This is a genomic window from Thalassococcus sp., from assembly GCF_982780845.1.
In genome coordinates this window covers 1-26,660 of the sequence record NZ_CEYADA010000015.1, presented here as the reverse complement: position 1 = coordinate 26,660, position 26,660 = coordinate 1, and the positions used below count along the sequence as shown (strand labels likewise).

The following is a 26,660-nucleotide window of genomic DNA, read 5'->3' as shown; positions in this document are numbered from 1 at the left end:
TCCAACGAACAGCGCGCAAATAAAAAAGGCCGCTTCAAAGCGGCCCTTTCTTTATCTCTTTTTCAGCAACTCAGGCAGAAAGACGGTCTTTGACCATCGGGCCTACGGCACCGAAATCCATCTGACCGGTGTACTTGGATTTCAGAATACCCATCACACGACCCATGTCGCGGATTGATTCTGCCCCCACTTCGGCCACGGCCTCATCCAGTGCAGCGGCCACTTCGTCCTGAGACAGCCGACGCGGCAGGAATTCCTCGATCACGACGATCTCGGCCTCTTCGCGTTCAGCCAGATCAAGACGACCGCCTTCTTCATAAGTGCGGGCGCTTTCACGGCGCTGTTTGACCATTTTCCCAAGGATAGCGAGCACTTCGTCCTCACCTACCCCATTTTCTTTCCCCTCTGCACGAGCGGCAATATCGCGGTCTTTGATCGCGGCATTGATCAGTCTCACGGTCGACAAACGGGCGGCGTCTTTGTCTTTCATCGCCTGTTTCATCGCTGTGTTTATGCGCGTACGCAGATCCATTTGCGGTCTATCCCCAGTGATTTCGCAAAGCTTGCTTCTACTCAAAGCATATCCATAGCGCAATACAAAGCGCCGCAACGTCAAACCGTATTAAAAATGCTGTGAATCAGGCCAACAGGTGGCCTTGACCCTATGGGCTACGACTCTTAGGTAAGGCGCAATTTGGCCTTTGACAGGAGTCGCGCCATGACGCTTGCCCAACCGAAAAAACCCACCGCTTGCCTCGCCCTTGCTGATGGCACGATCTTTTACGGAGAGGGCTTTGGCGCCGAAGGCGATACCGTCGCCGAGCTGTGCTTTAACACAGCCATGACCGGTTATCAGGAAATCATGACAGACCCGTCCTACGCAGGCCAGATCGTGACTTTCACTTTCCCGCACATCGGCAACACCGGCGTGAACCCCGAAGACGACGAAACCGGTGATCCGGTGGCTGCGGGTATGGTTGTTAAATGGATGCCCACACAGTCGTCCAACTGGCGTGCAGTGTCGGAGCTGTCCGATTGGCTCTCCAGCCGTGGTCGCATCGCGATCGGTGGTGTTGATACACGCCGCCTGACCCGCGCGATCCGCCAGCAAGGGGCCCCCCACGTAGCCCTGTCGCACCGTGCCGATGGCGAGTTCGACATCGACGCACTGGTTCAGAAAGCACGCGCCTTCGAAGGTCTGTCCGGTCTTGATCTGGCCAAAGACGTGACTTGCGCGCAAAGCTATCGCTGGGATGAAATGCGTTGGGCTTGGCCCGAGGGCTACACACGTCAGACCCACGCCAAGCACAAGGTCGTCGCCATCGACTATGGCGCAAAACGCAACATCCTGCGCTGCTTGGCATCTGCCGGCTGTGACGTGACCGTTCTTCCAGCGACGGCAACAGCAGAAGACGTGCTGGCACTGAACCCTGATGGCGTGTTCCTGTCGAACGGTCCGGGCGATCCGGCGGCAACAGGCAAGTATGCCGTGCCGATGATTCGGGGCGTTCTGGAAAAGGACCTGCCTGTCTTCGGCATTTGCCTTGGTCACCAGATGCTCGCGCTCGCGCTAGGTGCGAAGACGGTCAAGATGAACCACGGCCACCACGGTGCGAACCACCCCGTTAAGGAAATCGGCACGGGTAAGGTCGAAATCACGTCGATGAACCACGGTTTCGCGGTGGACAGCCAGACTTTGCCGGAAGGTGTCGAAGAAACGCATGTGTCGTTGTTCGACGGATCGAACTGTGGACTGCGCATCAAAGACAAGCCTGTCTTCTCGGTTCAGCACCACCCCGAAGCCAGCCCCGGCCCGCAGGACAGCTTCTATCTGTTCGAGCGTTTTGCCGACGCTATGGCAAAAGCGACCTAAATCTTTCTCGCCGGTTAACGCACCGTTAAACACTTTCCCGTCTTCTGCCGCAAAGCGGTATGGAGACGGCAATGTCTGTCGATCAGTTTGACCAGACACCAAATGCGCGTGACTTTGTTGCTGACAAAGGCCGGCGACAACGCCGTCCTTTCAGCAAGGTTCTGATCGAAAACGGCGCGGTCCCCAAAACCAAAGTTCTGGACGCCATGGTCACCGCGCGTGATTGCGGGGTCACGCTTGATCGTGTCGCGGTTGCCGAAAACCTTGCGACGTCGAAAAAGGTTCTTGGCTTAACGGCTAAGAATTTTGGGATCAAACCCCTTGATACAAAGGCATTTCCCGCCGATCCGGCCGTCGGCGGCCTGCTCAGCCCCGAAACGTGCCTGACACTGGGCGTCGTCCCTTGGGCATATCAAGACGGCCTTTTGATTGTCGCGGCCAGCAGTCCCTTTGGCTATGATGCGTGCCGACCCTTACTGGAAAAAAAGGGAATCGCGCCTGCGATGGCTCTTGCCAGCGAAGAAGATATCGAAGGTCTAATAATTCGACGTCATGGGGCGGCATTGGCCGAACGCGCCGAAACGCGCGTTCCACAAGACCTGAGTTGCCGCGATTTTGCGATGACATCCCCGCTGTCTATGGCCGTCGCATCCGCTTTTGCCTGCCTGAACATTCTCGCGCTGTTTCTTTATCCGCAGCTTTATTTTGCGTCCCTCGTCAGTATCGCCGTCGGCGCTCTGGCCGTCACGCAAGTGTTCCGGATCATCGTCGCGCTGAAATCGCCGAAGTTTCAGCACGAAACCGCGCCACGCCGATTGGGCAAACGTCCGGTCGTGTCTGTACTTGTCCCCTTGTTCGACGAAGACGCCATCGCGAATTCCTTGGTCAACCGCCTGAAGCGGCTGGATTACCCAAAGGCCTGCCTAGATGTGCTTCTGATATTGGAGAAATCCGACCAGAAAACCCACGATATGCTGGCACAAAGCGATTTGCCCGGTTGGATGCGGATCGTGACGGTTCCTGAAGGCACGGTTCAGACAAAACCCAGAGCGTTGAACTATGCCCTCAACTTCGCACGCGGTGAGATCATTGGCGTCCTTGATGCAGAAGACGCCCCCGCCGCGGATCAGATAACCCGTATCGTTGACAGATTTGCCCGAAGTCCACCCGAAGTGGCCTGCCTGCAAGGTATTCTGGATTACTATAACCCAACGGCAAACTGGCTCTCTCGTTGCTTTACCATCGAATACGCAACGTGGTTCAGGCTGCTTTTACCGGGGGTGGCCAGCGCAGGGTTTGCAGTGCCACTTGGGGGAACAACAGTCTACTTCCGTCGCGCCGCGTTGGAACATGTCGGATGTTGGGACGCCCATAATGTCACGGAAGATGCGGATTTGGGTATCCGATTGGCCCGTTTCGGCTACCGGACCGAGATGGTTGGCACCGTCACTTTGGAAGAAGCGAACAACAGGCCTTGGCCATGGATCAAACAACGTTCGCGCTGGTTGAAAGGATATTTGCAAACCTGGCTGGTCCATTCGCGAAATCCCAAACGCCTTTTGCGGGAACTGGGGCTTAAGCGGTTTCTGGGGTTCCACGCGTTGTTCTTGTGCTCGTCACTGCAGTTTTTGCTAATTCCGGTGCTGTGGTCATTCTGGCTGGTGGTCGCGGGGTTGCCTCACCCACTGGACGGCTTTCTGACGCCGGACGTGCGATACGGGCTCACTGCTTTGTTCCTGAGTTCCGAGGCCCTATCCGTCACAATCGGGGCGTTCGCCTTGGCCAGATCCCCCCACAAGACGCTGATGCCTTGGGTTCCGTCGCTGCTTCTGTATTTCCCGCTGGGATGTATCGCCGCTTACAAAGCGCTGTGGGAGTTGGTCAGAAAACCTTTTTTCTGGGACAAGACAGCACACGGCACGTCCCTGCCCCAGTCAGATACCCACGTTTAGAAATCAATCGCCAGACTTCAGCGAATCCAGCTTCAGACGCGTCACGAAAGCAACCGAGATATGATCGCGCAGCGCTTTGTAGGCGGCGTGTTCATCACGGCGCGAAATCGCATCCACGATGGCCGCATGTTCGCCAAGAGCAACCTCACCCCGACCTTGGGCTGCCAGCGACGTGGTCGCCATCAACGCCATCGAGCGATGTACCAGATCCAACTGTTGCACCAAAAAGCGGTTATGAGACGCCAGATGGATCTGTTTATGGAAGCGGCGGTTCGCCCGCGCGAGCGCTTGAGGCTCGTCAATCAGCTTACGATCTTCGTCGACCATGCCCTGTAGGACCTGAATTTCTTCCTCGGTCGCGTGGCGCGCAGCAAGACGGGCGGCCAGCCCCTCAAGCTCGGTCCGCACAGCGTATAGTTCGGACATCTGGTTGTGATCCAAAGACGCCACAATCAACGATCGACCGTCCCGCGCCAGTAGCGATTGCGTCTCAAGCCGCTGCAACGCTTCACGGATCGGGGTGCGCGATACGCCGAATCTTTCGGCCAGATCACTTTCGACCAGCCGGTCTCCCGGGCGATAGATTCCCGTATCAATCGCATCAAGAATAAGCGAGTAAGCGTCTTTTTGTTGTACACGCGTCTGCGACATACGGGTCTCCTCCGAAGTATCCGTGGACAATAGGACTGGTTTCCTTACGTTTTCAAGCGCGGCCATTGTATCGTTTCGCCGCACCGGATAGCGTCCGCGTCACGATGAAAGACACATTTTCCCATGTTCGCCATTGGGTGTTCGATCTGGACAACACCCTCTACCCCCCAGAAATGCGGCTTTTCGACCAGATCGAAAAGCGGATGACGTCCTATGTTATGAACAGTCTGAACGTCACCGCGGATCAGGCGCAGGACCTTCGGGTGAGCTATTGGAAGACATACGGCACCACGCTTGCCGGGCTGATGGCCAACCATGATCTTGATCCGGTTCCCTTTCTGGAAGACGTGCATGACATTTCATTCGACGTACTTTCGCCGGATGCAGAACTGCGTGCCCAGATTGCGGCGCTGCCCGGCCGCAAGATTATTTACACGAACGGCACCCGCCCCTACGCCGAACGCGTGATTGAGGCACGCGGGCTGGATGGCCTGTTCGAGGCGATCTATGGCGTCGAACACGCAGGCTATGCGCCCAAGCCCGAACGCAGCGCTTTTGAAAAAGTGTTTGCGCTGGACGGTACCGACACCACTACAGCCGCCATGTTCGAAGACGATGTGCGCAATCTGGAAGTGCCGCATGCGATGGGCATGAAAACCGTGTTGGTTGCCGAAGAAGCAACGGATCACGATCATATCCACCACCACACCGATAATCTGGCGGCGTTTCTGTCTAAACTGGTGTGACAGCTGCGACGCTTTTGCAGTGGTGAAACGCGCCCCGACGACCTAGATGAAGCCTATGACACAGAACGCGCTCAGTTTTGATATCGTAATCTCGGGCGGTGGCATTGCCGGCCTGACGGCAGCTGCGGCTTTTGGCAAAGCAGGCTTTTCGGTGCTATGCGTCGATCCTGCGTCACCGATTACCACGCGCGATGCAGATGGCGCGGATTTGCGATCGACGGCTTTTCTACAACCCGCCCGCGACTTTCTGAACGACATCGGGCTATGGCCCGTGCTGGCCCCCTATGCCACCCCGCTGCAAACAATGCGCATCGTGGATGCAGGTGGCGAAGTTGCCGAACCTCGCGTGACGAAAGATTTCGATGCGGCGGACATTTCCGAGGACCCTTTCGGTTGGAACCTGCCGAACTGGCTTTTGCGTCGCGAAATCTCGGCCGTTTTGAACGACCTTCCCAATGTTGAATTCCGCCCCGGTGTAAAGGCTGAAACCCTGTTTACACGCACCGCTCAGGCTCGTGTCGGGTTGAGCGACGGAACCAAGGTTTTCGCCAAACTGGTCATTGCAGCAGACGGTCGCAATTCGCCGATGCGGGACGCTGCAGGCATTGGTGTTCAGACGACCCGCTTCGGGCAGAAAGCATTGGCCTTTGCCGTCACGCACAGCCTACCCCACCGGTTCGTGTCGACGGAAATTCATCGAACTGGCGGGCCGTTTACGTTAGTGCCTCTGCCCGATTTTGACGGCAAACCTTCCTCGGCCATCGTCTGGATGGAAGACGCCGCCAAAGCCGACGCGTTGATGGCATTGGATGAAGCCGCGTTCGAGGCCGCGATGAACGAACGGTCGTGCGAATTGTACGGTCCTTTGAAACTGGCGTCCAAGCGCACAATCTGGCCGATCATCGCGCAAAAGGCAGATAGCTTGATTGCAGAACGTCTGGCCGTCGTCGCTGAAGCCGCCCATGTGGTGCCGCCCATCGGCGCGCAGGGCCTGAATATGAGCCTCAAAGACATCGCGACATTGCTTGATCGGGCGACCAAACATCCAGAACAGCTTGGGGACCAGCCGATGCTGGATGCCTACCAAAAGGCCCGCTATGGCGATGTAAAGCTACGTGTTGCCGGTATCACTGCGTTGAACCGGACATCTATGGCATCGGACCAAACGCTGCGCGATTTGCGTGCCAAGGGGATCGACCTGCTGCACGGCATCGGCCCGGTCCGCCACGGTCTGATGAAACTGGGTCTCGGGGCGAAATAGCCCTGTTCAGTGATAGGTAAATTCACCGACAACGTTGCGCCATTCACCGGATGACAGCAGTTTTCTGTGCGTGAATTTCACCGAATGCAGCGGGCCTTCGATCTCGTCTTGCCAGAACTCGATGAACCGGAACAGCTTGGGATGATCCGGTGCCAGATCGTAGTCTTGCCAGATGAAACTATTCAGAACGTGCTGGTAATCGGGAATCCGGTAAAAGATTTCCGCAGTGGTCAGACCATAGCCTTTCAGCATCATTTCGGTTTCGCTGATTTCCATACTCAACCTCCAATTTTTTTCTGATATGTTCAGGTTTGAAAATTTAGCAACTTCTGTCAACAAAAACAGCATGTTAGCACTCTGACAGAATGGCTGCCGAAAAATCGCACTGATCCATACGTTGCACCCCATATCCTGCCTCTGCTATGATATGAGCCAACAACATATAGAATAACGACAGGCGGACAAAAAAAGTGACCGACCGGCCAGAAACCCCTGAAAACGAAGAAGAAAAACGGCCCGAACGCCCCGCGTATGATGGCCCTGCGGTCTCCATCGAACATGAGATGAAGACTTCGTACCTCGATTACGCCATGAGCGTGATCGTCAGCCGTGCGATTCCCGATCTTCGGGACGGTCTGAAACCGGTGCACCGCCGCATCCTTTATGCGATGCATGAAACGGGTAACAGCCACGACAAATCGTATCGCAAATCAGCCCGTCCTGTGGGCGACGTCATGGGTAAATACCACCCCCACGGCGACAGCGCGATCTATGACGCGCTGGTCCGTATGGCGCAGGATTTCTCGATGTCCCTGCCGCTTTTGGATGGTCAGGGCAACTTCGGTTCGATGGACGGCGATAACGCGGCCGCCATGCGTTACACCGAGGTCCGCATGGACAAACCGGCGGCTTACCTACTGAACGATATCGGCATGGAAACCGTCGATTTCCAAGACAACTACGACGGCAAGGATCAGGAACCCACTGTTCTGCCTGCCCGCTTCCCGAACATGCTAGTCAACGGTGCCGGTGGTATCGCGGTTGGTATGGCGACCAACATTCCGCCGCATAACCTTGGTGAAGTGGTTGATGCCTGCCTTGCGCTGATCGAAAACCCCGATCTGACGTCCGAGCAGTTGATCCATTATGTGCCGGGCCCCGATTTCCCAACAGGTGGCATCATGCTGGGCCGCTCGGGCGCGCACAAAGCGTACCTTGAGGGTCGTGGATCGGTAATCATTCGGTCGAAAACGCGGGTTGAAGAGATCCGCAAAGACCGATGGGCGATTGTCATCGACGAAATTCCCTATCAGGTGAACAAGGCATCGATGATCGAAAAGATCGCCGAAGCCGCCCGCGAAAAACGGATCGAAGGCATCGCCCACGTTCAGGATGAATCCGACCGTAACGGTGTGCGTGTTGTCGTTGAACTGAAGCGTGATGCCACGGCCGAGGTCGTGCTTAACCAGTTGTTCCGCTACACGCCGATGCAGACATCGTTCGGCTGTAACATGCTGGCCCTGAACGGCGGTCGCCCGGAACAGCTTACTCTGCGCAAGTTCCTGACATCCTTCATTGATTTCCGTGAAGACGTCGTTGCCCGCCGCACCGCGTACCTGCTGCGCAAAGCACGTGAACGCAGCCACATCCTGTGTGGTTTGGCGGTTGCCGTCACCAACGTTGATGAAGTCGTCGCCACAATCCGCAGCTCGGCCGACGCCGCCGAGGCGCGTGAAAAGCTGATGACGCGTCGTTGGCCCGCGCAGGACATCGCGGATTACATCCGCCTGATCGATGATCCGACCCACACGATGAATGACGACGGAACGTACAACCTGTCGGAAACTCAGGCGCGTGCGATCCTTGAACTGCGTCTGCAGCGCCTGACACAGCTGGGTGTGAAAGAAGTCACCGACGAGCTGGAAGAACTGGCCTCCAAGATCAAGGAATACCTTGAAATTCTTGGATCCCGCGACCGTATCATGGGCATCATTTCGGACGAACTGACCGAAGTGAAAGACCTGTTCGCCGTGCCCCGCCGCACCGAGATAGTCGAATGGTCGGGCGATATGGTCGACGAAGACCTGATCGAACAGGAAGACATGGTCGTGACCGTCACGCAGACCGGCTACATCAAGCGCACGCCGCTGGCCGACTTCCGCGCGCAGCGTCGTGGCGGCAAAGGTCTGTCCGGCATGGCGACCAAAGATGACGACGTGGTCACCACTCTGTTCGTCGCCAACACACATACGCAGCTGTTGTTCTTCACCACCGAAGGCATGGTCTACAAGCTCAAGACATGGCGTCTGCCCCAAGGGTCGCGCACGTCCAAGGGCAAGGCGATCATCAACATCCTGCCCATTCCGCAGGGTGTTTCGATTGCCGCCATCATGCCGGTTGATCGGGCCGAGGATGAATGGGACCAGCTGCAGATCGTCTTTGCAACCTCTGCCGGTACGGTTCGCCGCAACGCGCTGTCTGACTTCACCAACGTGAAGTCGAACGGCAAGATCGCGATGAAGTTCGAAGACGACAACGCCGATACCCGCCTGATCAATGCGCGCATCTGTTCGGAAGACGATGACGTGATGCTGGTCACTGCGAAGGGCCGTGCGATCCGCTTCCGCTCTACCGATGTGCGCGTGTTCAACTCGCGTGCGTCCGTTGGTGTCCGCGGCATCAACCTGAAAGACGGTGATGAGGTCGTCTCGATGTCCGTCATCCGTCACTTCGAGGCCAGCCCGGAAGAACGTGCTGCTTACCTCAAGATGCGTCGCGCGGTTGCCGGCTTGGCTGACGATGCCGAGGGCGATGAAGATGATGTCGCACCCGGCCTGATCACACAGGAACGCTATGCTGAAATGTCGGCCGCTGAAAACCTGATCCTGACAATCACGTCGTTGGGTGCTGGTAAACTCAGCTCGTCGCACGACTACCCTGTCCGCGGACGTGGTGGTCAGGGTGTGACAGCGATGGACAAAGCCATGCGTGGCGGTCCGCTGGTGGCCTGCTTCCCTGTCGAGATGGGCGATCAGATCATGCTCGCGACTTCCAAGGGTCAGTCCATTCGCGTGCCTGTTGATGGCATCAGCTTCCGTTCCCGCAGCGCAGGTGGCGTGCGCGTGTTCAACACCGGCAAAGGTGAAGAGGTCGTCAGTGTCGCATGGATTGCGGAACAGGACGAAGAGGATGTGATCGACGGTGAAGCCACCGAAATCACGCCTGAAACACCCGAAGGCGGCGAAGAAAACTGACCTTTTGATCAAATAAATCGAACGTTTTTGAAAACGCGCCTTGCATATTTGCAACGGCGCGTTTTCTATACGCAGCGCCGACCTGCCCCTTTTCCAAGCAGTCGGAACTCAGACTAGACGTGGTGGACTTATGATTAACTGGGATGATCTTCGGTTTTTGGTGGCTCTTTCGAAAACCGGAACGATGACCGCAGCGGCCAAATCTCTCGGGACGAATACAGCAACAGTGTCGCGACGTATCGAGCGGTTGTCAGGCCATTTGGGAACCACCGCCTTTATCAAAACACCGGATGGCTGGCAGCCGTCAGGCGCGATCCGCCCGATCATCGATCTTGCGCAGGATTTTGATGGTGCCCTTCGGTCGCTGTTGAACGAACCGTCCATCCGGCGCGGTGCCGAAGATATCCGCGTCAGCATCGGCTGCATTCCGGTCATCAACTCGCGCGTTCTTTTTCCAGGTCTCAAGAAATATTCGAAGGATCTCGAAGGCTTATCGCTTGTTTTTCATGACCGCGCGCAACGTGAAGGTCTGGGTGACAACGATCTGGTCATCACGCCCGGCGCACCGGATCACGGGCGGGTCATCACCCGAAAAGCAGGTGTACTGAGCTTCCGACTGTACAAGATCAAGGATATGCCCGACCCACAGGATTGGATCGGTCTGGTCGAAAGCTTTGACGCCATCGACATCATGCGGGCTGGTTTCGATCTGTACCGCCGCCCGCCCAAAGTGCGCGTGGAAAACTTTGATGCCATCTATCAGCTGATGAACGCCACCGGCTATTGCGCGCCGCTGCCTACGATCATCGGCGATGCGGATGATCGGCTAGGGCCGGTAAGCGCGACCTTGCCCGAAGCAAAAATGGACATGTGGATGTCCTACCATGAAACCCGCCGCAATGATCCGGCAATGCGGCAGGTCGTGGATTGGATCCTCAAATGCTTTGAGGACCTGACACCTTAAAGATCGTAAATCTCGCCGAATTTGGCTTCCAGATAGTCCATCAAAGGTGCCTCTGACGGTTCAGCCCCAGTGGCTTTGGCGATCAGGTCAGTGGGTTTGTAAAGCCCACCGTGCTGCTGCACGTTTTCCTGCAGCCACGCCGTCGCCGCAGTGGTATCGCCCTTTGCCAGATCCGTATCGAGATCGGGCAATGCACCCCTCATCGCCACGTTTAGGCAGCCCGCATAAAGGTTGCCCAACGAATAGGTCGGGAAATAACCGAACAGGCCGACGGACCAGTGCACATCCTGCAGCACGCCGTTCGATGCCTTGTCGACCTTATAACCAAACGCCTGTTCGAACCGCGTATTCCACGCCTCTTCAAGGTCGGCCACGTCCAGCTTGCCCTCCATCAGGTCTTTTTCCAGACCAAAGCGCAGCAAAACGTGCAGGTTATACTGGATTTCGTCCGCTTCCGTCCGGATGTAGCCTTTGTGGACCTTATTCACAGTCGCGTAGAATTCATCTTGGTTGGCGATGCCGAAATCACCAAAGGCCTCTTTCATCTCGCCAAAGAGCCACGATGTAAACGCACGCCCACGACCGATCTGGTTTTCGTAGATGCGGCTCTGGCTTTCGTGAACGCCCATCGACACACCACTGCCCAAAGGCGTGAACATATAATCGTCGTCGATGTTCTGCTCATAGCAGGCGTGGCCGACTTCATGGATGGTTGAATAAAAGCAGTTGAACGGGTCAATCTCGCTGGTGCGCGTGGTGATCCGCACGTCCATGCCGCTACCGGATGAAAACGGGTGCACAGCCTTATCAACGCGACCGCGCGACATGTCATAGCCAAAGGTTTTAGCCAGTTGCCGCGTCAGCTTCATCTGCTTGGCTTCATCAAATGTGCCCGTGACGTTCTTGGGTTCGGGTTTGCCCAACACCTTGTCACGCAGGGCAATCAGGCGCGGCTCCATCGAGTTGAACATCGCGGCGATCTGGTCGCCTGTCGCGTCGGGCTCATAGTCGTCCAGCAACGCGTCATACAAGTTGCCCTTACTCAGCGCCGCGGCCTCTTCCCGTTTCAGCGAAACGATTTCTTCCAGCGTGGGCGCAAAAGAGGCGAAATCGTCCTTTGACCGTGCCTCGGCCCAGATGCCTTGTGCCATGCTGGTTTTGCGGGCCAGTTCCGACGCCAGTTTGGCGGGAATAGCGGTATTGCGCAGGTACGATTTGCGGATGTGCCGCAGGTTTGCCTGCCCCACTTGATCGAGCGATGCATCATCAATGGCAGCAAGCCAGTCGCCCAAACGCGGGTCCGTGCGACGGGCGTGCAGCACATGCTCCATCGCGGCCATTTCCTCGGCCCGCTGCGGGGCTGCACCCCGTGGCATCATGGTTTCCTGATCCCAGCCCAAGCGGCCAGCGATTTGCCCCAGCGCACCGGTTTCGCGCTGGAACGCCATCAAGTCGTCATATGCGTTGGTCATGCGGCCCCCCTGACCGACTGGAAGCGCGGGTACTGCGCGCCGAAACGGGCACGAATGATCAGCACCCACAAAAGAACTGCGCCCAACTGGTGCACAATCGCGATGTGCAGCGGCGAGCTGTAGATCACGGTGACGATCCCCAGAACCATTTGCAACGTCATCATCGCCATCACCGCATTGAAACGGAAGCGCGTGTCGGCGTTGGGCGATTTGCGTGCACGGCGCCAGACAATCACACCGAAGATAAACAGCGCATACCCTGTCATGCGGTGGATGAACTGCACCAGACCATCGTTTTCAAAGAAGTTGCGCCATACAGGCTCGATCTCGAACGGGGTTGGCGGGATGAACGCGCCGCCCATCAGCGGCCAGTCGGTGTAGTTGCGCCCCGCATCAATACCGGCAACCAAAGCGCCGATCAGGATTTGCAGGAAGGCAAAGTGCATCATGCCTGTGCCCATGGAAAACAGCTTAGCCTCGCGGTTGCGACGCGCTTGGAACAGATCGCGCTGATCGTGCCCCAGCATGAACACGTACCACGCGATAAACCCGAGGATCACGAACGCCAGGCCAAGGTGCGTGGCCAGACGGTAGCTGGCGACATCCAGCATCTCGCCGGATAGGCCCGAAGACACCATCCACCATCCAATCGCGCCCTGCAGACCGCCCAACGCGCCCAACAGCAACAGGCGACCAGTCCAACCGGTCGGGATGTTTTTGGTCACGAGGAAGCCAAAGAAACCAACGGCCCACACCAGACCGATCACACGGCCCAGCTGACGATGGCCCCATTCCCACCAGTAGATAAACTGGAACTCGGAAAGGCTCATGCCCTTGTTTTGCAACTGGTATTCAGGGATCTGCCGGTATTTGTCGAATTCGACCTGCCAGGCTGCCTCGGACATCGGCGGCAGTGCGCCGGTGATCGGGGCCCATTCGGTGATCGACAGGCCGGAATCTGTCAGGCGGGTCAAACCACCGACGAAGATCATGGCCATCACCATGGCAAACAGCACCATCAACCAGATGCGGATCGCACCGCGTGCGCCACCCCTGCCCTGATCGATCATACCACCTTGGGGCGCTGCGGGTTTGGCAGTTTCACTGCCGACTTCTTCGAAAAGCTTTCGCTGACCGCTCATGTAAACTCTCCTTGATCGAAGCAGACAGTAGGTCTCGGGGCCCTGTCCTTCAACGCCCGCCTTTTTCTTTCCACCGAACAATTTGCCGCAGGACACCGTGCAGGGTTTGAACATCCGCGCGTGTCAGGGGCATCCGGCTCCAGAGATTGCGCAGGTTCAGCTTCATGCTGTCCGCTTTATGCTCGGGAAAGAAGAAACCGGCCTCGTCCATCCGGTCTTCGTAATGATCCGCCAAAGCCGCCACTTCCTGCTGGTTCGCCCAGACAGCACCCGCCATTTCGGTGGTCTCGCCCACGATCTCGGTCGTTTGGCGGCGCCATTCATAACCGGTCAGCAACACGCATTGACCAAGGTTCAGTGAAGGAAACTCGGGGTTCACCGGAACGGTGATGATGCCATTTGCCTGAACGATGTCTTCGTTTTCCAGACCCGCACGTTCGGGGCCAAACAAAACGGCAACCTTTTCGCCCTTCGCCACCCGTTCGCGCACGACCTTCATCGCCTGCTCCGGGCTATAAACCGGCTTGGTCAGGTCGCGGCTGCGGGCGGTGGTTGCCAGGACAAAGGTACAATCCTCGATCGCGTCGCGCGTGCTTTCATAAAGCTGGGCTTCATCCAGAAGACGGCCCGCGCCGGACGCCATTGCAACGGCCTTTTCGTTGGGCCAGCCATCACGCGGGGCCACAACGCGCATCCGGTCCAGACCGAAATTCCACATGGCGCGAGCCGCCGCGCCGATGTTTTCACCCATTTGCGGGCGAACCAGCACGAAACAGGGTTGAGGCGTGTCGCTGGGCATCTTTTTATCCTGCAGTCAAACTTGCCCTGCTCATACGCCCTAGCGGCGCATGCCACAAGCAAACAGCCCAAGTTTCAAAGGCCAAATCGCATCGTCGTGGCGGGGCAGAATTTCGATGCACGCAACGAAAGACCGATGAAATGGCCACAACACCGGATGGTCAAATCGGTTTAGCTTGTTTAATACGGTGCAAAGCTTTGAAGGGGCACGCGAAATGGCCGATAAAGAAGAGCCGCAGCTGTATCTGATCACACCGCCAGAACTGGACCTGTCCACGTTCTCAGAAAAATTGAAATCCGTGCTGGATGCGACGGAAATCGCCTGTCTGCGCCTGAGCCTTGCAACGCGGGACGAAGACAAAATCCTGCGCGCGGCCGACGCAGTTCGTGAAATCGCGCACAGCTACGATGTGGCGACAGTGATCGATACGCATGTCGTGCTGGCCCAGCGTCTGGGTCTGGACGGTGTGCACCTGACAGATGGTGCGCGTTCAGTGCGCACGGCCCGCAAGGAACTTGGCGATGACGCGATTGTCGGAAGCTACTGCGCCCAGTCCCGCCATGACGGCATGAACGCGGGCGAAGCTGGTGCGGATTACGTCAGCTTCGGCCCTGTGTCGGAAACTGCGCTTGGTGATGGTGCCATGGCCGAATTCGAACTGTTCGAATGGTGGTCCAGCATGATTGAAGTGCCCGTTGTCGCCGAAGGTGGCCTGACGGCAGACATCGTGCGCCAACTGACCCCCGTTACAGACTTCTTTGGCATCGGAGAAGAAATCTGGGGCAACGAAGATCCCGTTGCAGCGCTGAAGGCGCTGACAGACGCGATGGCCGGGGCGTAGGGCCCTACTCGATTTTCAAATGATGAGCATCGCGCACCTGCGCCTCAAGGTGCTGCGCGATGGCCTTTCTGTCTGAAAACGCATTCACGCGCACTGGGTCGTGGTAAATTACCTCGACCTTGCCCTGACGCTTGGCCGACAGCGTTTTCAGCAGATGCGTGCCGAAATCCATATCGCCCCACCAGCCGTAAAACCGCGCATCCTGATCGTGGGGCGCGGAATAGATCACCGTGACGGCCTGAAGCTGGATTTCGTCCTTCAGCGGGTCTTCGAAAAACGATGCAAACAGCGTGGTTTTGAACGGCAAAACGCGTAGCCCGTCGGTCGATGTGCCTTCGGGAAAAAACAAAAGTTTATGCCCGTAATGAAGCCGCTCGGCGAACAGCGCGGTCTGGGCCTTCGCCTCACGCCGGTCACGGCGGATGAAAACAGTTCCGGTCGCCCGTGCAAGCCAGCCGATACCGGGCCAGCCTGCCACTTCGGACTTGGAGACGAAATAGATGTTCTTCAGCGAATTCAGAACAAAAATATCCAACCATGACGAATGGTTCGCGACAATCGCGCCATGATCCGTCATCTGCTGACCCCTGACGTGAACCGGCAAACGCATAATGCGCAGGGACAGCTTGCACACACCTTGCGTGATCCATGGCGTGACCGGTCGGCGCATCTTGAACACCGGACGTTCCACCAATCGTGTCAGCAACAACAACCCCAAACCGCCGAACACGACAGTTCCCATAACCGACCCGCGCACCGCAACCCGCGCCCAGCCAGCTGGTCCGATCCGAAGCTTTTCGGGCCGTTCTTCGTCATCCCACGTTTGGCTCATGTGGCGTCCTTGGTGTAAATGCCCTTTTGCCGCGCATTCAGGCGTTGGGTATCCATGATCAGGCAGACATCGGTGGTGTTAAACTGATGGTCAACGAAGGCCCCATCACCGACGGCTCCACCAAGGCGCAGGTAGGCTTTGATCAGCGCAGGCGTTTCCAGCACTGCGCGACGGCGGTCAACCTGATCCTCGGGCAAGACGTTCAAGCTTTGGTATTCCTTGGACCGCACACGCAAATCCTCGGACACCAGATGACGATGATGCAGATTGGATAAAGGATGTGCCAAAGCATCAATGTCGGTGCCATGAAAACTGGCTGTGCCAAACAGAATGTCGATATCGTGCTGGGTGACATAATCGGCCAGGGCCTGCCAAAGCACCATCATACCGGCCCCACCGCGATAATCCCTATGAAGGCAGGATCGACCAAGTTCCAATAACTTACGGCCAGATCTTAGCAATGGACCAAGGTCATACTCCGCATCCGAATAGAAGCGACCGATGTGTCGTGCCTGATCATCCCGCAAAAGCCGGTACACCCCGACAACCTGATCATCAGTGCGGCTTTCATCCAGCAAAAGCAGGTGGTCGAAATGCGGATCGAACGCGTCTCGTTCAAGGCCCGCGTCGTGATCCACCAGATCACCATCGCCGCCCAGTTCGCGCACAAACACATCATACCGCAACCTTTGCGCCGCCAGAAGATCGGCGTCGTCCCGCGCTAGGCGTGTCGTGAAACGAGGCGTCTGGCCCGTCATCGAGGTCCCCCTTTGATCCGTGCCGGTTCTAATGCGAAAGGGAATTCCGGCGCAACAGGCCGATTGCCGCTGATCCAGTGCCAAAACACTGCCTTACGTTTGGTCCCGCCGCCTTTGCCAGAGTTTGTTAACCTTTTGGTAACCTCTAAGGCACTAGCTGGGATCGAATACCGGCGTCAGGGTCACAAATCGCCCGTCGATCACGACTTTTCCCTCATCCGGGAAGTTGACTGTAATCCGCCCGCCGATGTTCGATTGAACTTGCCCTGTGCCCCATTGGGGCTGATCAGGGTGTCTGACAAGCATACCAGGCTCGAGAATGGCATTTAGATCACTAGACATTAAACAGCCCCTTCCGGAATTTGATGCCGGTTCGTCGGCGTCTCAGCCTACAGATAGCGCCGCGTTGGCCGCATTGGTAGGGTCGCGGTTGTGCCACGATCTAATTAGCCCTGTCGGAGCGATCCAGAACGGGATCGAATTGATCGGTCTGTCGCCAAGCCTTGATCCCGCGGGCGATGAAATGCGGCTGATGACGCACAGCGTTGAAAATGCCTCGGCCAAACTGAAATTCTTTCGCATCGCCTTTGGTCTGTCCTGCGACGAATCCCAAGTCAGCCGCCAATCGATTCAGGCCATTTTTGACGGTTTCACACGTGGCACACGAAAACAGGTTGAACTGGCCGGTACCGAAACGATGACCCGAACGCAGGCACAACTGGTGATGTTGGCCTTTCTTTGTCTGGAATCCGTCTTGCCGATGGGTGGCCGCATCGCCGTGATCATCGAACCGCGAGGCGCTGAATTAACCGTTCTAAACGGTCAGTTGGATGCTGAGCATCCTTTGTGGCAAGCCTTTGAAGGGCCGGTAGATCTGAAAACGCTTCAACCCGCCCATGTGCAATTTGCGCTGCTGCCTTTGCTTGCCGCAAAAGAAAACCGGCGCCCTCAATTGCTTGACGACGCCGGCGTGATTTCTTTGACGGTTTAGGATTACTTCCGAACGGTGCCGTCGCCTGTGACCAGATACTTAAAGCTGGTCAGCTGTTCGGCACCAACAGGGCCACGCGCATGCATTTTGCCTGTGGCGATGCCGATCTCTGCGCCCATGCCGAACTCACCACCATCCGCAAACTGGGTCGAGGCATTGCGCATCAAAATCGCGCTATCGACACGTTCGAAGAAACGGTTCGCGGTATCGTCGTTTTCGGTCAGAATACATTCCGTATGGGCCGAGCTGTATTTGCGAATGTGCTCGATCGCGGCATCCACATCATCCACGACCTTGGCCGCAATAATCCGGTCCAGATATTCACAGCCCCAGTCTGTATCCGTCGCTGCCACAGTGCCCGGCACCGATTGCAAAACGCCATCGGCGCGCACTTCGATCCCTGCATCCATCAGCGCGCGCAAAACGCCCTGCCCGATGGTGTCGACAACATCGCGGTGGATCAGCAGACACTCCGCAGCGCCACAGATGCCTGTGCGGCGTGTTTTGGCGTTCAGCACAACGTCCAGCGCTTTGATCGGATCGGCATCAACGTCGATATAGACGTGCACAATGCCCTCGAGGTGCGCAAAGACCGGCACCCGCGCCTCGCGCTGGACCAAACCGACAAGGCCCTTGCCGCCGCGCGGAACGATCACGTCGATGAAATCCGTCATTTTCAACATTTCCGACACCGCTGTTCTGTCGCGTGTGGGAACCAGTTGAATGGCAGCCTCGGGCAGGCCTGCAGCAACCAGCCCCTGCACTAGGCACTGGTGAATTAGACCCGAGGAATGAAAACTTTCTGAACCGCCCCGCAGAATAACCGCATTGCCCGCCTTCAGGCACAGCGCACCTGCATCGGCAGTCACGTTCGGACGGCTTTCATAGATCACGCCAATCACGCCCAATGGTGTACGGACGCGTTTGATGTTCAGGCCGGTGGGTTGATCCCATTCGGCAATCACAGCACCAACGGGATCGGTCTGGCCAGCAATTGCACGCAGACCGTCACAGATGGACTGGATACGGGCCTCATCCAACAGCAGACGGTCCATCATCGCATCGGACAGACCCTTTTCACGGCCATATTCAAGGTCTTTCGCATTGGCCACGATGATCTCGGCGCGGCGTTCCCAGACGATGTCGGCGGCTGTCGACAGCGCTTTTTCCTTGGCCTCGGATGGGGCAAAGGCCAACTCCGCCGCGGCCGCTTTGGCGCGCGCACCGATATCCTGCATCATGGCATGAATTTCGATCTGTTCGGTCATGTCTTTGCCCTATCTTCTGGTTTCAAATTACCGGCGCTTACAGCGCCATGTCGTCACGGTGCACAAGAACCGCACGGCCCTCATACCCCAAAACACCTGCGATTTCATCCGATCGGCGGCCTTTAATGGCGCGCGCCTCGGTGGATGTATACCGGCAGAGCCCCTGTCCCAAATCACGACCTTCGCGATCGCGGATCACAATCGGGTCACCTCGTCCGAACGTGCCCGAGATCGCCGTGATGCCCGCAGGCAAAAGCGACTTGCCCGCGGTCAACGCTTTGGCCGCGCCATCGTCGACCGTGACAATGCCACGGGGTTTCATCGAAGCAATCCAGCTTTTGCGCGCCGTCTGCGGGTCAATCGTCGGCTTGAACCACGTCGCCGACGCGCCATTTCCCAATGCGGTCAGCGGGTTAAGAACCGAACCTTCAGTGATCGCCATAGCACAACCTGCGGCCATTGCGGTCTTACCAGCCATCAGTTTGGTCTTCATTCCGCCCTTGGACAGACCCGAACCCGCATCACCTGCCATCGCCTCGATCTCGGGTGTGATCTTGTCGATGAAATCATATCGCTTGGCTGTCGGATCGGTGTTGGGGTTTGCCGAATAAAAACCGTCCACATCGGACAACAGGATCAACTGATCGGCGCCCACGGTCACAGCAACCTGCGCCGCCATCCGGTCGTTATCCCCATAACGAATTTCATCGGTCGCGACCGTGTCGTTTTCGTTCACAATCGGAACCGCGCCAAAACCAAGCAGCGTTTCCAAGGTGGCCCGAGAATTCAGGTAACGGCGGCGGTTTTCGCTGTCTTCCAGTGTGACCAGTACCTGCGCGGTGGTGATGTCATGGGGCGCCAAAGCATCCTGCCATGCGCGTGCCAGTTGGATCTGCCCGACAGCGGCGGCGGCCTGACTTTGTTCCAACGGCAAATGCGATGAGCCAAGACCCAGAACCACGCGCCCCAAGGCGATAGAGCCCGAGGACACGATAACCACATCCGTACCGCCTGCTTTCAGGCGGGCCACATCTTCGGCGACAGACCGAAGCCAATGTTCACGCAGATCACCTGTATTGCGATCCACCAACAGCGCCGAGCCGATCTTTACGACCAGTCTTTTGGCGTCACTCAGGGCTGCCATGTCCCCTCATCCCCGTCTTCGTCTTTTGCCTTTTCTTCGGCGCGGACTTCTTCGATTTTCACGCGCAGCGCGCGCAGCACGTTCTGGGTGCCTTCGCCCGAAACGCCAGACATCAACATGACCTTATCGCCAACCGCCTGCTGCAATTCATCGCGTAAGAATTCGCGTTCTTCCTCGTCCAGCGTGTCGACCTTGTTCAGAACCGTGATCCGCGGTTTATCTGCCAGACCGGCGCCATAGGCCTCGATCTCGTCGACGATGGTCTGATAATCCTCGATCAAGGTGCCGGACGAGCCATCCACCAGATGCAGCAAAACTGCGCAACGTTCGATGTGGCCAAGGAACAAATCGCCCAATCCACGCCCTTCATGCGCTCCCTCGATCAGGCCCGGAATATCGGCGACCACGAATTCTGTGTTATCCACGCCCACGACGCCCAGATTGGGGTGCAGCGTGGTAAACGGATAGTCCGCGATCTTGGGTCGTGCGTTGGACGTTGCCGCCAGAAATGTCGATTTACCTGCATTGGGCAGACCGAGCAGACCCACGTCGGCAATCAGCTTCAAACGCAGCCAGATCGTGCGTTCGATGCCTTCCTGACCGGGGTTGGACCTGCGCGGTGCCTGGTTGGTTGCGGTTTTAAAGTGCACGTTGCCCCAACCACCATTGCCGCCCTTGGCAAGCATGACCTTCTGACCAAGCTCGGTCAGGTCCGCGATGACGGTTTCGCCGTCTTCGTCCAGAATTTCAGTGCCCACGGGAACGCGCAGCGTGATGTCATCGCCATCTTTACCTGTGCGCTGGCGGCCCATTCCGGGCTGACCGTTCTGGGCAAAGAAATGCTGCTGGTAACGGAAATCGATCAGGGTGTTCAGACCATCGACGGCCTCGACCCAGACAGTTCCACCAGACCCGCCATCGCCGCCGTCCGGGCCGCCATATTCGATGAATTTCTCGCGTCGGAAGCTGGCTGCGCCGCGACCGCCCGAGCCGGATCGAATATAGACCTTACAGAGGTCAAGAAATTTCATGGTGTGCCTCGAAGTTCTGCCTGCTCAGGCGATAGTGCGTATTGGCGGCAGGCTCAAGCCGTGCCGCGCTGGTTCCGGTCCCCTGCCCGACCTTTTCAAAGCCAAGTTTGGCCAAAACGCGTCCGGACGCAGGGTTATCATCAAAATGGTCGGCCTCGACCACATCGGTATCGAAGCGGTCAAAGACAAAGCCCAAAAGGGCCGAGGTTGCTTCTGTAGCCAAGCCCTGCCCCCAGTGATCCTTACCAAGGAAGTACGCGCAATTGGCAACAGGGGTTCCGCCGATCCCGACAGAACCGATCAATTGACCGCCCTTTTCTTCCACACCCAGCCGAAATCCCAAGCGGCCGCGATATTGCGACGCTTCGATCCAGTCTTCGCAATGTTCAACGGACCATGGGCTGGGAACCGACGCCAGCATCCGCGCGACGTCAGGATCCCCACCGAGCTGCGCCAGCGCAGGCGCATCGGATGTGTCCAAAGGCCGGAGACGCACTCTTCTAGTCTGAATGTGAATGTCGTCTCTGGCACTCATGTCTCATAGCTTTTTAAGGTAGGTCCAGGTGGACACTTTACTGTTTCTGGCAACGCAAAACGCTTCGGCGTCGCCGATGTATTCAAAGCCTGCGTTGGTCAGCACCCGCGCCGACGCCGGATTGTCCTGAAAAACGCTGGCAAACATGGTCTGGACACCCTGCGGATTGGCATCGATCACACCACGAACAGCAGCCGAGGCGATGCCTGTATTCCAGAAAGCAGGCGCGACCCAATAGCTGATCTCGGACTGTGCGCGATCCATCTTTTGCAGGCTGATGACACCCATCACCTCGGGGCGGTCGGAGCAGGTGCCGTCCAGGACCCAGCGATCAATGTCTTCGTCGTCTTTCAAAGTACGGGCGACAAAGGCTTCGGCCCATCCTGGCGGAACCGGATTAGGGATGTTCGGCGTCATCTTGGCCAGTCGCAGATCAGCCGCATAATGACCAATCAAGCCCTGATCAGACACACGCACGGGACGCAGTTCAAACCGCTCGCACGAAATGACGTCTGGTGTTGCCAACTTTTCAACCAACATTTCCAATTCCTCCGATCGGCTTTGTCACAGGCTGCCCCTCCTCGGCATCGCGCGTGACACACGCCTTATATGGATGTCTTTAACGAATTCTGCCCAATTGCCCCCGCAAACGAGAAAGGGGACCGGCTGTATCGCCGATCCCCCCAAGTGTTCTTTAAACCCTAAGATCGGCTTACTCAGCGGCCTCCGCCACTGGGAGAACCGAAATAAAGGTGCGGCCTTTCAGGCCTTTGTGGAACGTTACTGCGCCGTCAACTGTTGCAAAGATTGTGTGGTCTTTGCCAATGCCAACGCCCTCGCCCGGCCAAAACTTAGTGCCGCGCTGACGAACGATGATGTTGCCCGGGATAGCCGCTTGGCCACCGTACAGTTTTACACCAAGGCGACGACCAGCGGAGTCGCGACCGTTACGGGATGAACCGCCTGCTTTTTTATGTGCCATTGGTTATCTCCTTACTTCGCGGCCAGTTCTTTGGCCTGTTCGATCCAGCCTTCACGCTCGATACGACCTTTGAACGACAGCTTCTCGCCGAATTCTTCGACGTCAGCGTCTGTCCATGCCGCGATCTGGGCGAAAGACGTTACACCTGCTTCATGCAGCTTCTTTTCCAGTGCGGGACCCACACCGGACAGCTGCTTCAGGTCGTCTGCGCCAGCGGCCGCAGGGGCAGCTTTTGCAGCAGGCTTTTCAGCTTTCGGAGCGGCAGCCGCGGCAGCAACACCAGCAACCGAACCAGCACCAACAGCCGCTTTAACGCCTGTCTTGTCGCCACCGGAGGCCAGAATGTCTGTCACGCGAACCAGTGTCAGTTGCTGACGGTGGCCCTTGGTGCGCTTCGAGCTGTGCTTACGACGGCGCTTAACAAAGTTGATAACCTTGTCGCCTTTGATCTGGTCGATCACTTCGGCCTGTACCGCGGCACCAGCCACGAAAGGCGCGCCGACAGTTGTGTTGTCGCCGCCAAGCATCAGAATATCGTTGAACTGGACTGTTTCACCAGCATCAGCAGCGAGCTTTTCGATCCGGAGCGTGTCGCCCGACTGGACCTTGTATTGCTTGCCACCGGTTTTCAGAACCGCGAACATGCGTGTCTTCCTTTTCCACCGCGTTCTATGGCCCCTGCCCGATGCAGGTGTTTGTGACCGAAGTCGCCTCGAACGGCGCGCCCCGTCAAAGGGCGTCATTACAATAAAATCAAAACGGGACCGAAGCCCCGTCATGAAGTCGCGCTTATGCGGGCGAAACCATTTTTTGTCAAGCGCACAATCCCAACGTTTATTGGGCCTTTGCCGGATTACAGATCCATCGCCATCAGATGATCGGCAATTGCCCGCCCCATCGCATAGGAAAGCGTGTCGTACATTCCATTAAACGCTTCGAACAGCGCCTGATTCATAGCCTGCCCTGCAGATGACTGGGACATCTCTATATAGGCATCCAGTTGGTCATCATCCAGCGGACCATAAGCCAACAGCAGATAGGCATAGACCCATTCACGGGTATCAAGCCGCACATCGGGTTCTTGCGCCCAGACATCCGACAGAATCTCGTTTTCCGTCATCTGAAAGGCACCGCCGTCGTTCAGGCCCACGTAAAATTGAAGCGTCGCATTCAACCCGCCAGCGATATTGCTTTCGATCAGATCGTTTGCGGCGATGAACTCAGATATCTGGGCAAGCCGCGCATCATCAGTGCCGTCCAGACCACGATAAACGTCACGCGCGCTTTCCTCGACGTCTTCATCAACCATCGCGGCACGGGCCTCAAGTTCCAGATCGATAATCTGCGTACCGGTGTCTGTGGCATAGAAATCCAGCAACGGGCCAAGATCCTCGCCGTCCAACGCAGCCTCGAACGCCGCATTGACCGATGTCAGCATTGTGTCCGCATCGTAAATCTGTTCGACCGTTTTGGCCCACGCATCATTCGGGCCGCTTGGAAGCATCTCGGTGGCCAGAACATTGCCATAGGCCAGCCCCTCTTCCTGCATGATCGCAATGACCTCGGACATCCTGAGCGCGTCGGACAAGTCCTGCGCCTGAGTGGCCCAGACAGGGGTCGCCAGCGTGAACGCCCCGAAAGCTAACAAAAATTTGGTCATATGGTGCGTATCCCGCCCGTGAAGTCCCATTTGCAAATGACCCTAAGCGGCTTCCTGAAAATTGCCAAGCGGTGCTGTCCTTCACATCAAATGACGTTTTTTTTGAAAACCCTGTTGCACCGGAAAACACATAAGGCTAAACGCAGCCACCAGACCCCCGCGGAGAGGTGCCGGAGTGGTCGAACGGGGCGGTCTCGAAAACCGTTGTGGGCGCAAGTCCACCCAGGGTTCGAATCCCTGTCTCTCCGCCACTTGCCTTTATTTCAACTCTGAAATGGCAAGCTGTCCTGACTACAAACCAACTTGCCGCACTCTTCTGCCCGCAACTTCGCGCTTGGCTTTGAGAACCGTAGAATGGTTTCGTGATACTTCGACAATCGCCCAATCCCACCGAAGGAAATCAACCCTTGGTCTGCGACTGCCAAAGTTGCCCGTAGGGTATCGGGTAAGACCTTGCCTGTGCGTTTCCGGACCCTTCGGTTGACACGATTCAAAACGCAAACTTATCAAAATCACATGCGGTTATTGATTGTGGGCACCTGCTCGTTTGACAGGTGCAGGTAACGAATATGGCGAGGCGAAACGAAAATAGCATGACTAAAAATAAACCTATCGCTGTCCTCGTTGACGCAACCGGAGACTTTGGCAAAGCAATTTCTGTACGGCTCGCCGCAGAAGGACTGCGCATTGTTGCGGTTGGTCGCACCCAAGAAAGCCTTGAGGCGCTTAAGAAAGACGTCCCCGATCTAAAAACATGCGTCGCAGATATCTCGGATGACAGCAGTATCGATGCGATCAAAGCCGCGCTGGATGGCCCTGTTCAACTCGCCGTGCACGGGCCCGGTCTGGCGGCCCCCGGCCATGTGACCGAACTCGCCCCCGACGCACTGGCCGCATCCGTTAATATCAAGGCTGGCGGCATGCTTCGCCTCACCCGCGCTGTCGATAGTCACTTGATGGAGGGTGCACGGCTTGTCGGGATCGCCGGACACTATGGACTGGAACCGACGGATTACGCCTGTGCGGCCGGTGTCGCAAACGCATCGTTGATCGCGCTTATGCGCCAGCTTTCAATGGCCTACGGCCCGCGTGGTATCAGTGCGCACACCGTCGCCCCGGGCCCTGCCGATACGCCGCGCCTACATCGCATCGCCGAAGTGCGCGCCCGCGACAATGGAACGACGCCCGAAGAGGTGTTGGAGCATATGAAGGCGGACTCGTCGCTCAAAACACTTGTCACGCCGGAACAAGTGGCTTGGGCCGTTACCAGCCTTCTTGCGCCAGAAGCAATCGCAACGACTGGGACGGTCCTGTCGCTCGATGGCGGCCGACGCCGCGGCATGCCATAAGGAGCGCTCAAGATGCCTGTTGTCTTTTTCACCATTCCAGAGGGCGGGATTGATGGACCGGCGTCCGAGCGCCTTCTTCAGCGCGCCTCTGAAACATTTGCCGAAATCCTCGAAAGTCCGGTCGATCGCATCCGCGCTTACATAAAAACACTTCCCGCACATCATTGCGCGAACGGTGGGATCGTCCCGGGGACCTCTCCGTTCTTTGAATTCATAGTGCTCGAAGGCCGCCCGCTTGCACAGCGCCAAGAGCTCATGAAACAGTTTGCTGGGATACTCGCGGAAGAAACGGGCATTCCCCTTTCGCAGGTGCGGGGAATGTGCCGCCGTGTTCCGGCAGAGGAATGGTGCATCGCAGGAAAACCGGCATCAGAGGCCCGTGCGGCCCATGTGAGCGCACTGCAGAAGTTGTAACAGCCAAGACGTTTCGCGTCTTAACGCCTCGATCTGTCAAATGACCGGTCGGGGTTTTCTATATGCTTTAGACTTCCAGCAGAACGGTAGAGCGGCCCGCAGACAACGGCGGCGGAGGCGATCTGGTTCGCCTTGGTTATCGATGAAGTTATCCGGAGACCTTTTTCACGAACTGAGACTTCAGCCCCATCGGCCCAATACCAGGTATCTTACAGTCGATATCGTGGTCCCCATCCACAAGGCGGATGCCGCGAACTTTGGTTCCCACTTTGACGACGGAAGACGACCCTTTGACCTTCAGGTCTTTGATCACCGTGACTGTGTCGCCTTCGTTCAGCACATTGCCGACGCTGTCGCGGATCTCTGCGCCCCGCTCAGACGACGAACTTGCTGACCATTCGTGCCCGCATTCAGGACACATAAGCAGGGCGTCCACCTGATAGGTATAGGTAGACGAACAGTCGGGGCATGGGGGCAAAGTATCGGTCATGAAACCGCTCTAACCCCTTCTTGGAGGGCAGACCACATGAAAAATGCCCAGATCGTGCGGCACTTTGGTAAAGCGCCGCATTGCTCTTGGAATAGGTGTGGATCAGTGCGCAGGTGGTGGCGGGTGCCCGTCGTGGGTTTCCATATAGCCTTCAATATTGGCTTCGAGATCCGCCATGGATTCACCGCCCGCCATAAGGTCGGCGATTTCTTCGCGGCTCTTTTCGCCTTTGCGGAAGTCCGCCGCGATCG

28 protein-coding genes and 1 tRNA gene are annotated in these 26,660 nt (G+C 57.1%); 11 read left to right on the top strand and 18 right to left on the bottom strand.

Annotated elements, in window-relative coordinates; all coding sequences use genetic code 11:
* Positions 1 to 70 precede the first annotated feature (70 nt).
* Entirely contained in the window at positions 71 to 532 is a 462-nt protein-coding gene (locus AC4FIA_RS15130) for a GatB/YqeY domain-containing protein (protein ID WP_490366546.1), read from the bottom strand.
* A 186-nt stretch (positions 533 to 718) separates the two neighbouring features.
* Here AC4FIA_RS15130 and carA point away from each other — a divergent pair, with 186 nt between their 5' ends.
* Positions 719 to 1,873: a glutamine-hydrolyzing carbamoyl-phosphate synthase small subunit gene (carA, locus tag AC4FIA_RS15125; RefSeq protein ID WP_490366545.1), complete on the top strand. Its 1,155-nt coding sequence runs from the start codon at positions 719 to 721 to the stop codon at positions 1,871 to 1,873.
* A 71-nt stretch (positions 1,874 to 1,944) separates the two neighbouring features.
* Positions 1,945 to 3,825 carry a glycosyltransferase gene (locus AC4FIA_RS15120; RefSeq protein ID WP_490366544.1) on the top strand — a complete coding sequence of 627 codons (1,881 nt, stop codon included), beginning with the start codon at positions 1,945 to 1,947 and terminating at the stop codon, positions 3,823 to 3,825.
* A gap of 3 nt (positions 3,826 to 3,828) precedes the next feature.
* Here the strand turns inward: AC4FIA_RS15120 and AC4FIA_RS15115 are convergent, their stop codons facing one another.
* Entirely contained in the window at positions 3,829 to 4,476 is a 648-nt protein-coding gene (locus AC4FIA_RS15115) for a GntR family transcriptional regulator (protein WP_103910023.1), read from the bottom strand.
* A 104-nt stretch (positions 4,477 to 4,580) separates the two neighbouring features.
* Here AC4FIA_RS15115 and AC4FIA_RS15110 point away from each other — a divergent pair, with 104 nt between their 5' ends.
* Entirely contained in the window at positions 4,581 to 5,222 is a 642-nt protein-coding gene (locus tag AC4FIA_RS15110) for a pyrimidine 5'-nucleotidase (RefSeq protein WP_490366610.1), read from the top strand.
* 55 nt (positions 5,223 to 5,277) lie between these two features.
* Positions 5,278 to 6,483 carry a UbiH/UbiF family hydroxylase gene (locus AC4FIA_RS15105; RefSeq protein WP_490366543.1) on the top strand — a complete coding sequence of 402 codons (1,206 nt, stop codon included), beginning with the start codon at positions 5,278 to 5,280 and terminating at the stop codon, positions 6,481 to 6,483.
* Positions 6,484 to 6,489: 6 nt separating this feature from the next.
* Here AC4FIA_RS15105 and AC4FIA_RS15100 read toward each other — a convergent pair whose 3' ends face one another.
* A complete protein-coding gene (locus AC4FIA_RS15100) occupies positions 6,490 to 6,759 on the bottom strand; it encodes an usg protein (protein WP_488048152.1) in 270 nt (89 codons plus the stop codon).
* A gap of 194 nt (positions 6,760 to 6,953) precedes the next feature.
* Between AC4FIA_RS15100 and gyrA the strand changes: the two genes are divergently transcribed.
* Positions 6,954 to 9,737: a DNA gyrase subunit A gene (gyrA, locus tag AC4FIA_RS15095; RefSeq protein WP_490366542.1), complete on the top strand. Its 2,784-nt coding sequence runs from the start codon at positions 6,954 to 6,956 to the stop codon at positions 9,735 to 9,737.
* A gap of 130 nt (positions 9,738 to 9,867) precedes the next feature.
* Positions 9,868 to 10,701: a LysR family transcriptional regulator gene (locus tag AC4FIA_RS15090; protein WP_103910027.1), complete on the top strand. Its 834-nt coding sequence runs from the start codon at positions 9,868 to 9,870 to the stop codon at positions 10,699 to 10,701.
* On the opposite strand, the gene AC4FIA_RS15085 is transcribed toward AC4FIA_RS15090, so the two are convergent.
* The 3 genes from AC4FIA_RS15085 to AC4FIA_RS15075 are packed head-to-tail and all read right to left on the bottom strand — an operon-like array spanning position 10,698 to position 14,114.
* Complete coding sequence (locus tag AC4FIA_RS15085) at positions 10,698 to 12,173, bottom strand: carboxypeptidase M32 (protein WP_490366541.1); 1,476 nt, start codon at positions 12,171 to 12,173, stop codon at positions 10,698 to 10,700. The genes AC4FIA_RS15090 and AC4FIA_RS15085 overlap by 4 nt on opposite strands.
* Complete coding sequence (ctaA, locus tag AC4FIA_RS15080; protein WP_490366540.1) at positions 12,170 to 13,315, bottom strand: heme A synthase; 1,146 nt, start codon at positions 13,313 to 13,315, stop codon at positions 12,170 to 12,172. Before ctaA ends, AC4FIA_RS15085 begins: the two co-directional genes overlap by 4 nt.
* Positions 13,316 to 13,364: 49 nt before the next feature.
* Positions 13,365 to 14,114, bottom strand: a complete 750-nt coding sequence (locus tag AC4FIA_RS15075) for an RNA methyltransferase (protein ID WP_490366539.1) — start codon at positions 14,112 to 14,114, stop codon at positions 13,365 to 13,367.
* Positions 14,115 to 14,328: 214 nt separating this feature from the next.
* On the opposite strand from AC4FIA_RS15075, the gene AC4FIA_RS15070 reads away from it, so the two are divergent.
* The gene (locus tag AC4FIA_RS15070) at positions 14,329 to 14,955 is read left to right on the top strand and encodes a thiamine phosphate synthase (protein ID WP_490366538.1); all 627 of its coding nucleotides are present in this window, start codon (positions 14,329 to 14,331) and stop codon (positions 14,953 to 14,955) included.
* Between the two features lie 4 nt (positions 14,956 to 14,959).
* Here AC4FIA_RS15070 and olsA read toward each other — a convergent pair whose 3' ends face one another.
* From olsA to AC4FIA_RS15055, 3 genes are all read right to left on the bottom strand, one after another.
* Positions 14,960 to 15,787 (bottom strand): lyso-ornithine lipid O-acyltransferase, encoded by an 828-nt coding sequence (gene olsA, locus AC4FIA_RS15065; protein WP_490366537.1) that lies wholly within the window; start codon positions 15,785 to 15,787, stop codon positions 14,960 to 14,962.
* The gene (gene olsB / locus AC4FIA_RS15060; protein WP_490366536.1) at positions 15,784 to 16,545 is read right to left on the bottom strand and encodes an L-ornithine N(alpha)-acyltransferase; all 762 of its coding nucleotides are present in this window, start codon (positions 16,543 to 16,545) and stop codon (positions 15,784 to 15,786) included. The genes olsA and olsB overlap by 4 nt, the downstream gene beginning before the upstream one ends.
* Before the next feature lie 153 nt (positions 16,546 to 16,698).
* Entirely contained in the window at positions 16,699 to 16,887 is a 189-nt protein-coding gene (locus AC4FIA_RS15055) for a DUF3553 domain-containing protein (RefSeq protein ID WP_103910337.1), read from the bottom strand.
* Here AC4FIA_RS15055 and AC4FIA_RS15050 point away from each other — a divergent pair.
* The gene (locus AC4FIA_RS15050; RefSeq protein ID WP_490366535.1) at positions 16,865 to 17,536 is read left to right on the top strand and encodes a histidine phosphotransferase family protein; all 672 of its coding nucleotides are present in this window, start codon (positions 16,865 to 16,867) and stop codon (positions 17,534 to 17,536) included. The two genes, AC4FIA_RS15055 and AC4FIA_RS15050, sit on opposite strands and share 23 nt — an antisense overlap.
* Positions 17,537 to 17,538: 2 nt before the next feature.
* Here the strand turns inward: AC4FIA_RS15050 and AC4FIA_RS15045 are convergent, their stop codons facing one another.
* From AC4FIA_RS15045 to AC4FIA_RS15010, 8 genes are all read right to left on the bottom strand, one after another.
* Positions 17,539 to 18,804 carry a glutamate-5-semialdehyde dehydrogenase gene (locus tag AC4FIA_RS15045; RefSeq protein ID WP_490366534.1) on the bottom strand — a complete coding sequence of 422 codons (1,266 nt, stop codon included), beginning with the start codon at positions 18,802 to 18,804 and terminating at the stop codon, positions 17,539 to 17,541.
* Positions 18,805 to 18,841: 37 nt separating this feature from the next.
* Entirely contained in the window at positions 18,842 to 19,948 is a 1,107-nt protein-coding gene (gene proB, locus AC4FIA_RS15040; protein ID WP_490366533.1) for a glutamate 5-kinase, read from the bottom strand.
* Entirely contained in the window at positions 19,936 to 20,979 is a 1,044-nt protein-coding gene (gene obgE, locus AC4FIA_RS15035; protein WP_490366532.1) for a GTPase ObgE, read from the bottom strand. The genes proB and obgE overlap by 13 nt, the downstream gene beginning before the upstream one ends.
* On the bottom strand, positions 20,966 to 21,514 hold the full coding sequence (locus tag AC4FIA_RS15030) for a GNAT family N-acetyltransferase (protein ID WP_490366531.1): 549 nt from the start codon (positions 21,512 to 21,514) through the stop codon (positions 20,966 to 20,968). Before AC4FIA_RS15030 ends, obgE begins: the two co-directional genes overlap by 14 nt.
* 3 nt (positions 21,515 to 21,517) lie before the next feature.
* Complete coding sequence (locus tag AC4FIA_RS15025; protein ID WP_287477068.1) at positions 21,518 to 22,054, bottom strand: GNAT family N-acetyltransferase; 537 nt, start codon at positions 22,052 to 22,054, stop codon at positions 21,518 to 21,520.
* 172 nt (positions 22,055 to 22,226) lie between these two features.
* Entirely contained in the window at positions 22,227 to 22,496 is a 270-nt protein-coding gene (gene rpmA, locus AC4FIA_RS15020) for a 50S ribosomal protein L27 (protein WP_103910040.1), read from the bottom strand.
* Positions 22,497 to 22,507: 11 nt separating this feature from the next.
* Positions 22,508 to 23,140, bottom strand: a complete 633-nt coding sequence (locus AC4FIA_RS15015; protein ID WP_490366530.1) for a 50S ribosomal protein L21 — start codon at positions 23,138 to 23,140, stop codon at positions 22,508 to 22,510.
* 209 nt (positions 23,141 to 23,349) lie between these two features.
* Positions 23,350 to 24,156 (bottom strand): DUF2059 domain-containing protein, encoded by an 807-nt coding sequence (locus AC4FIA_RS15010; protein WP_490366529.1) that lies wholly within the window; start codon positions 24,154 to 24,156, stop codon positions 23,350 to 23,352.
* 161 nt (positions 24,157 to 24,317) lie between these two features.
* Between AC4FIA_RS15010 and AC4FIA_RS15005 the strand changes: the two genes are divergently transcribed.
* The 3 genes from AC4FIA_RS15005 to AC4FIA_RS14995 all read left to right on the top strand — a co-directional run bounded on the left by AC4FIA_RS15005 (position 24,318) and on the right by AC4FIA_RS14995 (position 25,919).
* Positions 24,318 to 24,407 (top strand) — tRNA-Ser (locus tag AC4FIA_RS15005).
* A gap of 342 nt (positions 24,408 to 24,749) precedes the next feature.
* Positions 24,750 to 25,505, top strand: a complete 756-nt coding sequence (locus AC4FIA_RS15000; RefSeq protein WP_490366528.1) for an SDR family NAD(P)-dependent oxidoreductase — start codon at positions 24,750 to 24,752, stop codon at positions 25,503 to 25,505.
* Positions 25,506 to 25,517: 12 nt separating this feature from the next.
* Positions 25,518 to 25,919 (top strand): tautomerase family protein, encoded by a 402-nt coding sequence (locus AC4FIA_RS14995; protein ID WP_490366527.1) that lies wholly within the window; start codon positions 25,518 to 25,520, stop codon positions 25,917 to 25,919.
* Positions 25,920 to 26,067: 148 nt separating this feature from the next.
* On the opposite strand, the gene AC4FIA_RS14990 is transcribed toward AC4FIA_RS14995, so the two are convergent.
* Entirely contained in the window at positions 26,068 to 26,409 is a 342-nt protein-coding gene (locus AC4FIA_RS14990; protein ID WP_490366526.1) for a zinc ribbon domain-containing protein YjdM, read from the bottom strand.
* Positions 26,410 to 26,660: the final 251 nt, after the last annotated feature.

Coding starts and splice junctions, on each gene's coding strand:
- AC4FIA_RS15130 (WP_490366546.1), bottom strand. CDS start 532: ATGGATCTGCGTACGCGCATAAACACAGCGATGAAACAGGCGATGAAA.
- carA (WP_490366545.1), top strand. CDS start 719: ATGACGCTTGCCCAACCGAAAAAACCCACCGCTTGCCTCGCCCTTGCT.
- AC4FIA_RS15120 (WP_490366544.1), top strand. CDS start 1,945: ATGTCTGTCGATCAGTTTGACCAGACACCAAATGCGCGTGACTTTGTT.
- AC4FIA_RS15115 (WP_103910023.1), bottom strand. CDS start 4,476: ATGTCGCAGACGCGTGTACAACAAAAAGACGCTTACTCGCTTATTCTT.
- AC4FIA_RS15110 (WP_490366610.1), top strand. CDS start 4,581: ATGAAAGACACATTTTCCCATGTTCGCCATTGGGTGTTCGATCTGGAC.
- AC4FIA_RS15105 (WP_490366543.1), top strand. CDS start 5,278: ATGACACAGAACGCGCTCAGTTTTGATATCGTAATCTCGGGCGGTGGC.
- AC4FIA_RS15100 (WP_488048152.1), bottom strand. CDS start 6,759: ATGGAAATCAGCGAAACCGAAATGATGCTGAAAGGCTATGGTCTGACC.
- AC4FIA_RS15090 (WP_103910027.1), top strand. CDS start 9,868: ATGATTAACTGGGATGATCTTCGGTTTTTGGTGGCTCTTTCGAAAACC.
- AC4FIA_RS15085 (WP_490366541.1), bottom strand. CDS start 12,173: ATGACCAACGCATATGACGACTTGATGGCGTTCCAGCGCGAAACCGGT.
- ctaA (WP_490366540.1), bottom strand. CDS start 13,315: ATGAGCGGTCAGCGAAAGCTTTTCGAAGAAGTCGGCAGTGAAACTGCC.
- AC4FIA_RS15075 (WP_490366539.1), bottom strand. CDS start 14,114: ATGCCCAGCGACACGCCTCAACCCTGTTTCGTGCTGGTTCGCCCGCAA.
- AC4FIA_RS15070 (WP_490366538.1), top strand. CDS start 14,329: ATGGCCGATAAAGAAGAGCCGCAGCTGTATCTGATCACACCGCCAGAA.
- olsA (WP_490366537.1), bottom strand. CDS start 15,787: ATGAGCCAAACGTGGGATGACGAAGAACGGCCCGAAAAGCTTCGGATC.
- olsB (WP_490366536.1), bottom strand. CDS start 16,545: ATGACGGGCCAGACGCCTCGTTTCACGACACGCCTAGCGCGGGACGAC.
- AC4FIA_RS15050 (WP_490366535.1), top strand. CDS start 16,865: ATGGCATTTAGATCACTAGACATTAAACAGCCCCTTCCGGAATTTGAT.
- AC4FIA_RS15055 (WP_103910337.1), bottom strand. CDS start 16,887: ATGTCTAGTGATCTAAATGCCATTCTCGAGCCTGGTATGCTTGTCAGA.
- AC4FIA_RS15045 (WP_490366534.1), bottom strand. CDS start 18,804: ATGACCGAACAGATCGAAATTCATGCCATGATGCAGGATATCGGTGCG.
- proB (WP_490366533.1), bottom strand. CDS start 19,948: ATGGCAGCCCTGAGTGACGCCAAAAGACTGGTCGTAAAGATCGGCTCG.
- obgE (WP_490366532.1), bottom strand. CDS start 20,979: ATGAAATTTCTTGACCTCTGTAAGGTCTATATTCGATCCGGCTCGGGC.
- AC4FIA_RS15030 (WP_490366531.1), bottom strand. CDS start 21,514: ATGAGTGCCAGAGACGACATTCACATTCAGACTAGAAGAGTGCGTCTC.
- AC4FIA_RS15025 (WP_287477068.1), bottom strand. CDS start 22,054: ATGTTGGTTGAAAAGTTGGCAACACCAGACGTCATTTCGTGCGAGCGG.
- rpmA (WP_103910040.1), bottom strand. CDS start 22,496: ATGGCACATAAAAAAGCAGGCGGTTCATCCCGTAACGGTCGCGACTCC.
- AC4FIA_RS15015 (WP_490366530.1), bottom strand. CDS start 23,140: ATGTTCGCGGTTCTGAAAACCGGTGGCAAGCAATACAAGGTCCAGTCG.
- AC4FIA_RS15010 (WP_490366529.1), bottom strand. CDS start 24,156: ATGACCAAATTTTTGTTAGCTTTCGGGGCGTTCACGCTGGCGACCCCT.
- AC4FIA_RS15000 (WP_490366528.1), top strand. CDS start 24,750: ATGACTAAAAATAAACCTATCGCTGTCCTCGTTGACGCAACCGGAGAC.
- AC4FIA_RS14995 (WP_490366527.1), top strand. CDS start 25,518: ATGCCTGTTGTCTTTTTCACCATTCCAGAGGGCGGGATTGATGGACCG.
- AC4FIA_RS14990 (WP_490366526.1), bottom strand. CDS start 26,409: ATGACCGATACTTTGCCCCCATGCCCCGACTGTTCGTCTACCTATACC.